The following is a 13,828-nucleotide window of genomic DNA, read 5'->3' on the forward strand; positions in this document are numbered from 1 at the left end:
TATTTCGTCAGATTGCCACAAACACAAATTAATCAATCTGCTTTATGAATGACAATGATTACAAACTAATAGGACAAGCCTTTACCCAACTGACAGAGACTGACATACAGAGAATTAATGCACTGCTGCTTGAGGCTTCCAAGATAAGAAACCCTGTACCAGCCCAACTTTATGCAGAAACGTGGGAGAACTTCAACAAGGCAGTTAAGCCGCTTAGGAAAATGCGTAATGGTTTCATGAGATTCCCTTTGGGTGGAGCAGAGATTGACTTTACAGATTGAATTACTAGAGTGAATATAGCCAATAATACCACCAGCGATCGCTAATATACCGTAGGCAAAAGCAGCAAACCCTACTTAAATTCATTGTTAAAACCTATGTAGACTTTGACTTTACCGCCAGGGTCAGCAGACAATTTACCATAGCTATTTAGCTATACCACACAGTTTATTGATGGATAATCAAGCGATGCCAATGGCAAATACTTCTTCATATACAAAGGTTCAATATCTCCAGCGCCAAGCAGCCTCACTTTTACTGTACCAGTCTGTTCTGCAAGGCGAAGTGGGGATGGCATTTCTAGAACTGTTGCAAGCTATCCGTTACACTGATGCCGATGCCCGGGGTTGTCTGCAAGCCTACGGTAGTTACTTCCACGCTTTGGCTGCTAAAAATCAAAATTGGGAAGACTATTTAGTTACTCAACTTCTCTTCTGTGATAATCCATTTACAAAGCTTGCTCAAGTGCAAGAATTTAAGGATTTACCCCCAGCTATAGTAGCAGCAGTTCGGCATGATTTAGAAGTATTACAAAGTCTTTATAGATGTAGCAGCGCTTCTTTAAGTGAGTGGATACAAGGCGTAGCTCACATGCCGATTTCGCCAGTAGTGTGGTATAAAGAGCAAGAATTGCTAGGAGGAGAGACATTCGCTACATATCTACAAGAGTTAGATAATTGGGGTGATGCTGTAGAAGAGTTAGCGGCTTATTATCGGCAATGTGGGTCTGGTTTATTTGCAGAATATCGCGCTTTACGTTGGCAAGCTGGGCAGTTTATCGGTATTCGGTATTCCGATCCAATTAAGCTGAGTGCGCTTGTAGGTTATGAGTCTCAAAAAGATGCTTTGCTGAAAAATACAGAGTTTTTATTATCAGGAGAGATGGCACTGCATGTATTACTTTACGGTAGTCGGGGTTCTGGCAAATCTTCTTTGGTGAAATCTTTGTTAAATGAATATAGCGATGTCTCCGGCAAGGCCAAAGCCCAAGGCAGCCTTCGCTTATTAGAAGTAGCAAAATCTGATTTAAAAGACTTACCAGAAATTGTGGAACATTTACGAGGAGTGTCACAAAAATTTATTATATTTGTCGATGATCTTTCCTTTGAAGAAGATGATGATGCCTTTAAAGCGCTCAAGGTAGTTTTAGAAGGTAATTTAACCGCGCGATCGCAAAATGTAGTTGTGTATGCTACTTCCAATCGCCGCCACTTGATTCGGGAGTTTTTTGTGGATAGACCTACCCCTAAGGATAACGATGAAATCCATGCTTGGGATACGATGCAAGAGAAGCTTTCGTTTAGCGATCGCTTTGGTTTAACCTTGACCTTTGAACCAGCCGATCAAAAAACTTATTTAAAAATTGTACAACATCTAGCCACGCAAGCTGAAATTAATATTACCCAAGAAAATTTGGAATTTCAAGCATTACAATGGGCAACTCGCCACAACGGTCGTTCTGGACGCACAGCACGGCAGTTTGTTGATTTTATAAAAGCAGATTTAAAACTTTTTGGTGCAAATAACAATACATCCAACATTTAGCATTAAGCCTTTTACTATGTGCATTTTAATTAGGAATTACGAATTACGAATTAGTTATGAGAGCTACTTATTCTGATAATTTAACTACGCTAAAAACCAGCAATATGCAATCAGTAACGATCAGCAATCGATTTATACTAGGGATAGTTGCTTTTAGTGTGAGTTTTGGTCTTAGCCTCGTCCCGAACTGGGATTTTAATAAAGCCTTTCTCACAGGTTTAATTACTGCCGTTACTATCTACACAGCAGCATTATTTGTAGATAAGCGACGCAGAAATTATGAAATGTTTATTTTAGGTTCTATCCACAAACGAATTAAAGAGATGGAGGGATTGAAGGCTCGCGTTGTCAGAGAAATAAATCAAATTGAAGAACATCATAATTTATTATATGCAGAGTCACAACAACTGCAAAATCAAGTAACAGAAAGCCGTAACCAAAGGGATAGTTTACATCGAGAATTAAGAACATTTGCCGGACAAAAAAAGCAGTTAGAAACTGAAATCAGTAGCCTGAAAACTGAAATTAATAATTTGCAAAAAAATTTAACAGAATTAAACAATGCTTTTTCTGTCCTCACAGCAGAGAAGCGCCGTCTAGAGTCGAATTGTAATGTATCTCGTAGTGAAATTACCCATTTGCAAAGTCAAATTTCCGAACTCCAGCAGGAGAAGCAAGAAATTGAAAGCAATTTAACTCTTTTAGGCAGACTCAAACCCCAATTAGAAGAAAAATTATACGAACTGCGGATTGCAATTCAAGAGTTAGAAGTTGAGACAACCAAAAAAAATCAATTACTGGTAGCGACAAAAGCCGAAAGAGAAAATATCCAAGCTATCCTGAATTCTTCACAAACCCAACTAGCAGAACACAAAGCCGAATTACAGCAGCTGCAAGAGCAAGTTTCATTATTGCAAGAAGAACGAGATTCATTACAAAATCAAGTATGGGAATTACTCCAACAAATAGAAACATTCAATCCAGAACATTTGGCTGATAATTCTAATGAAGAGGATAATGAATTGTTTCCTTTTTCTGAGATAATGGGAACTACAGCAATCAGAGATACTTCGGAAGCTGATACATCAGAAAATTTACCCGAAGAATGGACTAATTTTTTAGAAAATCTTCCAGTATACGAATTACAAGTATTAAAAGCTATAGTCGAACAAGATAATCCTAATGCTGCTATTAAAAAAATTGCTGAAACAAACATTACTATGCCAAATCTGTTAATAGATTCTATAAATGAACAAGCAAATGATATTATTGGTGAATTAATAATTGATTCAAATTCGGAAAGTCCAGAAGTTTATCAAGAATATATAAAGAATGTCAAAAAAATAATTGCAATATATGAAGCTCGAATGGCTAAACATGCTTCGTCAAATTAAATTATTATTGCCGTCATAAGATTATTAGTAAGGTGAATATGTACCTTACCTAACTTAAGTAGGTAGGCAAGATAAAACCAAACTATGTAACAAAAAGTAAAATCTCTGTATTTGGCTTGTAGTTGCGCTGTCTTGCGCTTTAGCGCAACTACGAGCTAGTGATGATTATTTGCGCCCACTTACTACGTGCTTCTGCATTTAGAATAAAATAAGTAAGTCGGTGATAAGAATTCAAACTATATTAACTAATTTAAATATTTACGCTGTCCTAATTAAAGTGTAATACATGGCAAAGCTCAAAATCTCGAAAAAAATCTCCACAGCTTTAATCAATTCCCTTGGTGCGGGAGTAGTACCAAGAGTGGGAGTTGAATATATAGCAGTAGGGCGAGAAAAAGAACTCAAAAGCCTATTACAAAATCTCGATGATATTGCCGAAGGTGTCGCCGCATTTCGCTTCATAATTGGTAACTACGGTTCCGGTAAAAGTTTTTTATTGCAACTACTTCGCAACCGCGCGATGGAGCAAGGTTTTGTAGTAGCTGATGCTGATTTATCCCCGGAACGTCGATTAGCTGGAAGTAATAATGAAGGTGTCGCTACCTATCGATAATTAATGAGCCACCTAGCTACAAAAACTCGTCCTGATGGTGGTGCTTTAGTCTCGATTTTAGAAGGATGGATTAATAAAATTCAACAAGAAGTAGTTAAAGAAACTGAAATGCGTCCGAATGACGATGGTTTTGATAACCAAGTTGAATCAAAAATTAGGGAAGTAGTTCAGTATATTGAAGACTTAGTTCACGGTTTTGATTTTGGTAGCGTGATTATCGCTTATTGGCGTGGCTACCGATTGGATGATGATAATTTAAAAAATGCGGCGATGCGTTGGTTGCGGGGAGAATTTACTACTAAAGTTGAGGCGAAAGCAGCTTTAGGAGTGCGCGTCATTATTGATGATGATAGTTGGTATGACTATATAAAACTGTTTGCGAAGTTTGTAGCTGAAATTGGTTACAAAGGACTGTTAATTTTAGTTGATGAAGCTGTACATTTATATCAAATATCTACTACAGTCACGCGGGAAAAGAATTATAATCGACTTCTGGCAATGTTTAATGACACAATGCAGTGTAAAGCAGAGCATCTTGGCATTGTCGTTGGTGGAACAACCAAATTTTTAGAAGACCCCAAACGGGGACTTTTTGCAGACCAAGCTTGGCAAAGACGCACAAAAGAAAGCCGTTTTGTTGCAAAATCTGGCATTCAGGAACATTTAGGGCCAGTGATTCGGTTAAATCCGTTGAGTGAAGCAGAAATATTGACACTTCTGCAACGTTTAGCTGAGATTCATGCACTCAATTTTGGGTATGAACAGACTTTGACGAATCGTGAGTTGAAGGAGTTTGTACGAGAAATTATTAATCGGTTGGGTGCAGAAGCATTACTGACACCAGGGGAAATTGTGCGAGATTTTATGAGTGTGCTGAATATTCTTCACCAAAATCCAGGAATTGTGTTTGGTGAATTAATTCATGGTTCTAAATTTAAACCTACTGCGATGGGTAATGATGCAGATGTGGATGAGGATGGTGCAGCAGAATTTAGTTTGTAATTAATAATGAAGACACTGAGCTAGAAGAATAAGCAGATTGAAAACCTTCTTTAGAATTTTATTTAAATCTTCAGTTTTATGTGACATTTTGCAAAGTTGGTAAGTTCTTTCACATTTCACTTGAGAGGGTTAACACGATTAAACTCTGGCAACTCGATGGTACTTTGCTGATAATGGCGACTCATATCGTCATCTGTGTGATGCCATTTAAAATACCAATGAGTAAACCTCTGACAAAAGTCGAAATCTCTCATCAAATTCATCTGTTTTCAGGATTGGTTAAAATAGCTTTTGGTTGATTAGCATTAAATAGAGAAGCAGACAACAGAATAATCGGCTTGTTTGTTTGGTTTTCTGCATAATGAACCATTCCGGCAGATTCAACTAAAGAATCTCCCACTGTAAGCTGTATAGTTTTCCCTTTTTGAAGAATCAATTCTGTGCTGTTAGCTTTCGTTACTTTAGCTTCTCCTTTCACAACAGTATAAGTTAAACTTCCTGCCTCTACTCGTTCAATCTGCATTCCCGGATGAGTATGAGTAGGGAGTTTTGCTCTTGGTGCGATGGTATAGCGTACAAGCTCAAGAATCTGCTTTTTATCTTGGGTAGGATAACCACTCGCTAAAACTTCACGGGTAACAGATTGAGTGTAAGTATTGGGTGAGGAGATTTCTTGGCTCTTAACAACTACACTGCCAAAAGCTAGGATAGCTAAGGGGAGAATCAGAGACAGTTTTCTCATATTAAAAGTTTTTTGTTTAGGCAATACGTCTAATTAAATCATTTTGTGTTTAGTTTGTCTAATTACTTAACTTACTAGTGCTATTCAGATAGTTTTTTAAGTACATTTTTAACTTCATCTGCCCTTTCTGGATTAAGTTCAATGTACCTTTCAGCCGCTATTTTGAGATATTTTTTGAATATCTCCTGAGAAACTATTATTTCATCTTTATCCAGAAAGCAAAAGCGAACTCCTTCAAACATATCATCCTCATCTTCGCAAGGAAATTCACACATATTATATTCATCACCATAACCAATACCTTTAAGAAGAGTATTGATTGCATAAGGAAAAGAGATACCCGCTATCGCATTAAAGTAATACTTCACTATCCAAAGTGGATCGGTTGTATAGTTTACGCCGTCAAATAATTGTTCGATCATAAAAAATAAGATGCGTTTTTCCTGAAGATTAAACTAACTACAAACTTAACGCCTCAAATTGCTGCCAACAAAGGTACAATGCACGCGGTACATGAAAACATCCTTTCCATTTGCCACCTTTAAGGTTCAACAATACTTCTCCACGCCGATTGAGGTAGCCAAACCATTCACCATATTCTGAATCAGCAAAATGTGACCAGGTGTAATCGTGCATTTTTTGATACCATTCCCAACACACCTCACGTCCGGTCAAGCGAAAAGCCATAGCTAATGCAACCAATGATTCTAGGTGAACCCACCACAATTTTTGATCCCATTCCAATTGTTGTGGGGGATGACCATCTGCATCCATAAAGTAATACAATCCGCCATACTCGCTATCCCAAGCAAAGTTTAGGATGTTTAACACCACATCAACGGCTTGATTAATAGTTTTGGTATCGTTTTGACGACGGGCGATATCCATGATAAACCACATTGCTTCGATACCATGACCGGGGTTAATTAACCTTCCTTCAAAACAATCTATGTGGGAACCGTCAGGGGCAACATTTTCGTACATTAGTCCCCGTTCTTGGTCGAGAAAGTCGGTCATCACTTCGCGGACTGTCTCAGCTAGCACATTCTCTAGTGTTTCTTTGGGTAGCAACCATTCCATTTCTAAAGTCAGGTTGGCTAAAATCATCGGTACAGCCAATGATTTCATCGGGCGTGTGTCGGGATAGGTTTTATTATATTTGCCCTTGGGGTTATCCTTGCGGCGTAATACGTTGTTGTAAGCCTGCATTGCCACATCCTTTGCCCATTCTTCGCCGCCAGCGAGTGCATATTGACTAAATGCCATCGCTGCAAAGCAATCAGAAAAGATGTTGTAAGGTTGAACTAGTGGTTTACCTTCACGAGTTAGGGCAAAGTACCAGTTACCATCGCTATCTCTGCCATGTTGGGCGAGAAAATTAGCCCCATTGCTGGCAATTTTTAGCCAGTTTTCGCGCTTTTCTAGCTGGTTGTAAAGCATCGAAAAAGTCCACACCTGGCGGTTTTGCAGCCAGATGAATTTATCTGTATCATAAATTTTGCCGTGGCGATCGAGACAGGTGAAATAGCCGCCTTGCTGCCAATCGAGAGAATATTTTTCCCAAAATGGGACTACGTTGTTGAGGAGAGCGTTTTTGTAAAGTTCAGCGTAGGCGTAGCCTTTCGGAGGCATCGCTTGAAAATCATACCCCATAATTTCCTCCCCTTTTCTACCAAAAGCAACAGCTTAACAGTTATCATATTTTGACTTGAAGATGGAGCGACGCCGAATAGCCCGTCGTAGACATCGCATCGGTCTTTTACAATATTTAGTCAGCAGCAGGTATACTTCTATCTTGTATCTTGCACTATTCTCGATAACTGTGGGTAGTTTTTTAGAGATGAGGTTGTTATGAGTCAGATTGAACGAGTTGCGATCGTTGGAGGAAACCACGGTAATGAGTTAACAGGAGTACATCTAGTCAAAAAGTTTCAGCAGTATCCAAATTTAATCAATAGAGCAAGTTTTGAAACTCTGGCATTACTTGCTAATCTCAAAGCTATTGAAGAAGGCAAACAATACATTGAAAAGGATTTAAATCGTTGCTTCACTAATCAAGGCTTACAAAATCCTCAACTCTCAAGTTATGAAGTATACGCAAGCAAAAACAATTCAACAGATATTGCAACCGCAAAATCAGCCTTTTGAAGATGTAATTGTTGATTTGCACTGCACAACTGCCAACATGGGGTTAAGTCCAATTTTTTGTGATATGCATCCTTTTTTACTTCGGTTAGGGGCTTATTTAAGTTCTATAAATCCGATGGTTAAGGTGTTTATAATCCTGTCTTTAGCTGAAATGGCTGCATGGCAAGACTTATAAAAAACTTTTTGCTTGACTGATAAAGATTACTGATTTGGGAACAATAAATCAGAAATCACCAAAATTAAGCAGTATGTTCAACACTCTTGTCAATATTGCCGGATATCAGATCAGTGAAGAACTCTACAATGGTTCGAGAACCCTAGTGTATCGGGGGTATCGAGAAGCTGACTTTTTAAGAGTAGTGATTAAACTGCTGAAAAATTCTTATCCCAACTTCTCTGAACTCTTGTCGTTTCGCAATCAGTACACCATTGCTAAAAATCTTAACTCACCTCTGATTGTCCAACCCTACAGCCTGGAAACCTGCCAAAATGGCTATGCGTTGGTGATGGAAGACTTTGGGGGGATTTCTTTAAAGGAGTGGGGAGTAGGGGGAAGTGTAAAATCTTTGGTGGAGTTTTTAGAAATAGCGATCGCACTATGTAATACCTTAGATGTACTCTACCGGGAGCGGATTATTCATAAAGATATTAAACCTGCCAATATTTTAATTAATCCTGAAACAAAACAACTTAAATTAATTGATTTTAGTATCGCTTCTTTACTACCACGAGAAACGCAAACGTTAGTCAATCCCAATGTGTTAGAAGGGACACTAGCTTATATTTCTCCAGAACAAACAGGCAGAATGAATCGGGGAATTGACTATCGAACTGATTTTTATTCATTAGGTGTAACTTTTTACGAATTACTCACGGGAGAGTTACCATTTAAATCAAACGATGCAATGGAGTTAGTACATTCTCATATTGCAAAACTTCCAGAGCAATTGAGCAGCAAAAGGGGAAAAGAAATTCCCCAAGTTCTTTGTGATATCGTCATGAAATTGATGGCAAAAAATGCTGAAGACAGATATCAGAGTGCGTTAGGACTGAAAGTTGATTTAGAAAATTGTTTACATCAGCTACAAGTTTCTGGGATAATTAAAGATTTTGAAATTGCGAGTAGGGATGTGTGCGATCGCTTCATCATCCCTGATAAACTTTATGGACGAGAAACCGAAGTAGAAACCCTACTCCAAGCATTTGATCGAGTTAGCCTTGGTGCAACAGAAATGATGCTGATAGTAGGTTTTTCGGGAATTGGAAAAACAGCAGTTGTCAACGAAGTTCATAAGCCCATTGTTCGCCAACGTGGTTATTTTATTAAAGGGAAATACGATCAATTTCAGCGTAATATTCCCTTTTCGGCATTTGTACAAGCCTTCCGAGATTTAATGGGGCAATTATTAACCGAAAGTGATGCTAAAATCCAGCAATGGCAAACTAAGATATTAGATGCAGTTGGAGAAAATGGACAAGTAATTATTGAAATTGTCCCCGAATTATCAAGAATTATTAATCAACAACCACCCGCCATAGAATTATCAGGAGCGGCGGCAGAAAATCGATTTAATTTATTATTTCAAAAATTTACCCAAGTTTTTACCAGCGCAGAACATCCCTTAGTTATGTTCCTTGATGATTTGCAATGGGCAGATTCAGCATCACTGAAGTTAATGCAGCTATTAATGGCTCATACAAAGTATCTTTTCTTAATTGGTGCGTACCGTGATAACGAAGTTAATCCAGTACATCCATTAATGTTGACTTTAAGTGAAATTCAAAAAAACCTCTTCACGATTAATACGATTACTTTAGCACCACTTAGTCAAATCACAGCGAATCAGTTAGTTGCTGATACATTAAAATGTCCAGAAAGTTTAGCATGGACTCTATCTCAATTGCTCTGCCAAAAAACTCAAGGGAATCCGTTTTTTGCAACTCAGTTTCTCAAAGCATTGCATCAAGAAAATCTGATTAAATTTGATTTTGAGTTAGGCTGTTGGCAATGTGACATTGCACAAGTGACGACTCAATCGGTTACAGATGATGTTGCTGCCTTTATGGTTTTTCAATTACAAAAACTACCTTACTCAACTCAAAATATATTGCAGTTAGCAGCTTGTATTGGCAACTATTTTGATTTAGCAACTTTGGCAATTGTTTCAGAACAATCAGAAATCGAAACGACTGCGGATTTATGGAAAGCATTACAAGAAGGATTGATTTTCCCGATTGGTGATGTTTATAAGTTTTATCAAGATTCGTCATTAGTTATTAGTGATTTTTCATTAGAAAAGAGCGAAGAAAAAATAGTTTGTTATAAATTTTTACATGATAGAGTGCAACAAGCTGCTTATTCCCTGATTCCCGATGAGCAAAAAACAGCAACTCATCTCAAAATTGGTAGGTTACTTCAACAGAACTTATCCGAGTGAGAGCTTGAAGAAAAACTGTTCGTTCTTGTTGGGCATTTGAATTTAGGAATTGAGTTAATTAGTCAATTAAAGGAACGCCAAGCCTTAGCTCAACTGAATTTGCAAGCTGGAGTGAAGGCGAGAAATTCTACAGCTTACGCCGCCGCCAGGGTTTATGTGCAAACCGGGATTAACCTACTTGAGACAAACTGTTGGCAATATCAGTATGATTTGACTCTGAATTTGTATGTTGCATCTGCTGAAGCTGCCTATTTGAATGGTGATTTTGCGGGGATGGAACAGCAAGCCACATTGGTATTGCAACAGGCATTGACGATTTTTGACAAAGTAAAAATTTACGAAATTCAAATCGCGGCACTAGTGGCTAGGAGTCAAATTTTAGCAGCGATCGCAGTAGGAAGAGAAGTTTTAGGGCAATTGGGGGTAGAATTACCAACGGAAGTAGACGAAGCTTTGATTGGCAAAGTCTTACAAGACCTTAAAGAGCAACTCCAAAACAGAGAGATTGCTGGGCTGATTGACTTGCCGGTAATGAGCGATCGCACCGCCCAAGCCGCGATCCAAGTGTTAGGAATGTTGTTTCCACCACTGCTGCACGGAATTCCTGGTTTACTGCCCCTCTTGAGTGCAACGATGGTGAAGTTGTCGCTCCAGTTTGGGAATGCACCCGCCTCGACGGTAGGATATGTAACCGACTTTCCGCACTTCATCGTGTAATATGCGTAGATTTCCCATAGGTGGAAAAAAATGGTTAAATCAACAACATAAATCGCCAATGGTATTCAATATTAATACTTAATAATTTGAACATTATTAGGAATTTTTATTGAAAAGATAGATAATACATTTTGAAGTGCGGAATGTGGGATGTAATTCATGGAATGGTGCTGTGTGCCTTTTTGGGCGAAGTCGAAACAGGCTACGAGTTTGGTAGATTAGCACTCTCGTTGCTTGTGAGGTTGAATGCTCTCTTAATCAAGCCCATCACTTTAAACTTGTTTGGGGCATTCATCCAACATCGTCAGCAACCACTCTTGGCAACGATACCCACGCTGAAAGATGGCTACACGGCTGGTATAGAAAGCGGCGATTTTCTCTCCGCCGGTTACAGCATAGGAGCTTACAGCTATATTGCGTTTTTCGCAGGTGTAGACTTGGATACTTTGTCACCCGAACTGGCCACTTACAATCCTGCGCTAGCTCAGATGAAACAAAATTCGGCGCATCTTTTTTTCCAGATGGTGCAGCAAGCAATACAGCATTTGAGAGAAACGGTAAACCAACCGGATTGCTTAATAGGCACTGTCTACGATGAAACCGTAATGCTGCCAAAGCACCAGCAAGATAATGATTTTACTGCGATCGCTATTGCCTACATCTACAAACTACTGCTTGCTTACTCTTATGGTAATTATCAGGCTGCCCTCGACTACATCATCCAACTCAAGTCATACTTAATCGCAGTATCGGGAACAGTTCATATTCCCATTTTCCATTTTTATACCGCCCTAACGCACTTAGCACTCTTGCGTAACGAGCCAGAAATTGAGCAATCTGAAATGCTTGCTGTTGCCATCACTCATCAAACAATTCTGCATCAATGGGCGCAAAATGCCCCGATGAATCACTTACATAAATGGTATTTAGTCGAGGCTGAACGTTATCGAGTTTTGGGTGAAAAAGCCCCTGCGATTGAGTGTTACGACCAAGCCATTGCCCTCGCTAAAGAAAATCGATTTATCAACGAAGAAGCCTTAGCTAACGAACTCGCTGCTAAATTCTATCTTGATTGGGGTAAAGAGCAATTTGCTCAAATTTATATCACAAATGCTTACTACTGCTATGCTCGCTGGGGAGCAAAAGCTAAAGTTAATCACCTCGAAAAAACCTATCCCCAAGTCCTCGCCCCCATCCTGCAACAGCAACGACTCAACCTCAACCCAAAAGAAACTCTTGCTTTTCATGGCACTTCCTCCTTCAGTCACACGCATAGCACTAACAGTACTAGTATTTCTGAGGTTTTAGATTTTACCTCTGTTTTGAAAGCAGCTCAAGCTATTTCCAGTTCTCTGGAATTAGATCAACTCATTGCCAGTCTGACTCAGATTATCCTAGAAAACTCTGGAGCAAAAAAAGTTGTATTGCTACTTCAAGAAGAAAATACTTGGCAAGTCCGAGCAATTACCTCAAGCGATCGTAAGGAAATACAAACAATTCTCAGTCCCCAATTACTCGACAATTGTCAAGATATTCCCATCACAATTATCAACTATGTCAAAAATACTCAAGAAACGGTTGTTATCAACAATTCTCAAACAGATATCCCTGGTGTAATTGGGAAATATATGTTGGAGAAACAACCCAAAAGTGTATTATGTACTCCAATTATTAATCAAGGGCTTATGGTGGGAATTCTTTATTTAGAAAATCAACTTACTCAAGGCGTATTTACTAGCGATCGCCTCAGCATGATTAACCTTTTGTCTTATCAAGCCGCAATATCCCTAGAAAATGCTCGACTTTATCAACAAGCCGGCCATGCACTACAAGATTTACAACAGGCACAATTAAAAATTGTCCAAAGTGAGAAAATGTCTGCACTGGGTAATTTAGTTGCTGGGGTAGCTCACGAAATGAATAATCCCCTCGGTTTTATTTCTGCCAGTCTCAAACAAGCTAAACCTACCTTTGGCGATCTTATCGAACATTTGAAACTCTATCAAGAAAGTTTTCCCAACAAAAGTCAGGAAATTATTGACCATGAGTCAGAAATCGACTTAGATTATAGCTTAGAAGACTTGCCCAAAATGATTTATTCCATGTCTATAGCGTGCGATCGCTTAAAAAATATCAGCACCAGTTTACGTACTTTCTCTCGTACCGATCAAGATTACAAAGTGCCTTTCAATATTCACCAAGGCATTGATAGCACAATTCTCATTCTCAAGCATCGTCTCAAGGCCAATGAACACCGTCCTGCTATTGAAGTTGTCACAAAGTACGGCAATTTATCTCAAATAGAATGTTTCCCTGGTCAATTAAATCAAGTATTTATGAATCTTCTAGCAAATGCTATTGATGCCTTAGAGGAATATAACATCGGACGCAGTTATGAAGAAATTCAAGCTAATCTTAACTACATTACAATTACAACCTCACTCGAAAATCAAAGCGTTAAAATTACGATTACTGATAATGCTAAAGGTATGAGTGAAGAAGTGAAACAAAAAATATTTGAACATCTATTTACTACTAAAGCTGTTGGTAAAGGAACGGGGTTGGGGTTGGCGATCGCTCGTCAAATAGTTGAAGAAACCCACGGTGGAAAATTGAGTTTTAACTCTGTTTTAGGTGAAGGTACAGAATTTTTTGTTGAAATTCCGGTGTAAACATTCGTGAGAGGTTAAAGTCGAACCCCATTTGTCAATAAGCAATAATACTTAAAATATTGCTAAAAATCGCGGTCGCAAACTAATACTGTTCGGTTAAGGGACTAACAAATAAAAAAATACCCAAAAAACTGGCGAAAAAACTCTCTCCTCCTTATTCCTCTGTGTTCTCTGTGTCTAATAAGGTTCGTTTATTTGAGCAATTTCTTTCTTGTCAGTCCTTAAGCTTAAAAATAACTCCAATGTAGGTTGGGTTTCACGACCTTAATTAAATAACA

General features: G+C 38.6%; 6 protein-coding genes and 3 pseudogenes. 6 read left to right on the top strand and 3 right to left on the bottom strand.

Annotated features, from left to right (window positions below; translation table 11 throughout):
- The first annotated feature begins 44 nt into the window (after positions 1-44).
- The 4 genes and pseudogenes from V7K32_RS03835 to V7K32_RS03850 all read left to right on the top strand — a co-directional run bounded on the left by V7K32_RS03835 (position 45) and on the right by V7K32_RS03850 (position 4,833).
- Positions 45-281 (top strand): hypothetical protein, encoded by a 237-nt coding sequence (locus V7K32_RS03835; protein ID WP_334990486.1) that lies wholly within the window; start codon positions 45-47, stop codon positions 279-281.
- A 172-nt stretch (positions 282-453) separates the two neighbouring features.
- Positions 454-1,824: an ATP-binding protein gene (locus V7K32_RS03840; protein WP_334990488.1), complete on the top strand. Its 1,371-nt coding sequence runs from the start codon at positions 454-456 to the stop codon at positions 1,822-1,824.
- A gap of 104 nt (positions 1,825-1,928) precedes the next feature.
- Positions 1,929-3,218, top strand: a complete 1,290-nt coding sequence (locus V7K32_RS03845; RefSeq protein ID WP_334990491.1) for a tellurite resistance TerB C-terminal domain-containing protein — start codon at positions 1,929-1,931, stop codon at positions 3,216-3,218.
- 286 nt (positions 3,219-3,504) lie between these two features.
- A pseudogene (locus V7K32_RS03850) lies at positions 3,505-4,833 on the top strand (ATP-binding protein).
- 259 nt (positions 4,834-5,092) lie between these two features.
- Here the strand turns inward: V7K32_RS03850 and V7K32_RS03855 are convergent.
- The 3 genes from V7K32_RS03855 to V7K32_RS03865 form a co-directional block, all read right to left on the bottom strand.
- The gene (locus V7K32_RS03855) at positions 5,093-5,575 is read right to left on the bottom strand and encodes a cupin domain-containing protein (protein ID WP_334990493.1); all 483 of its coding nucleotides are present in this window, start codon (positions 5,573-5,575) and stop codon (positions 5,093-5,095) included.
- Between the two features lie 80 nt (positions 5,576-5,655).
- Positions 5,656-5,997, bottom strand: a complete 342-nt coding sequence (cdiI, locus tag V7K32_RS03860; RefSeq protein ID WP_334990495.1) for a ribonuclease toxin immunity protein CdiI — start codon at positions 5,995-5,997, stop codon at positions 5,656-5,658.
- Between the two features lie 37 nt (positions 5,998-6,034).
- On the bottom strand, positions 6,035-7,228 hold the full coding sequence (locus V7K32_RS03865; RefSeq protein WP_334990497.1) for an AGE family epimerase/isomerase: 1,194 nt from the start codon (positions 7,226-7,228) through the stop codon (positions 6,035-6,037).
- A 198-nt stretch (positions 7,229-7,426) separates the two neighbouring features.
- Between V7K32_RS03865 and V7K32_RS03870 the strand changes: the two are divergent.
- Positions 7,427-7,850, top strand: a pseudogene (locus V7K32_RS03870) (aspartoacylase); the annotation flags it as partial.
- A gap of 121 nt (positions 7,851-7,971) precedes the next feature.
- A pseudogene (locus tag V7K32_RS28655) lies at positions 7,972-13,550 on the top strand (trifunctional serine/threonine-protein kinase/ATP-binding protein/sensor histidine kinase).
- Positions 13,551-13,828 lie beyond the last annotated feature (278 nt).

It is taken from the genome of Nostoc sp. (assembly GCF_036917635.1).
Classification (GTDB): domain Bacteria; phylum Cyanobacteriota; class Cyanobacteriia; order Cyanobacteriales; family Nostocaceae; genus Nostoc.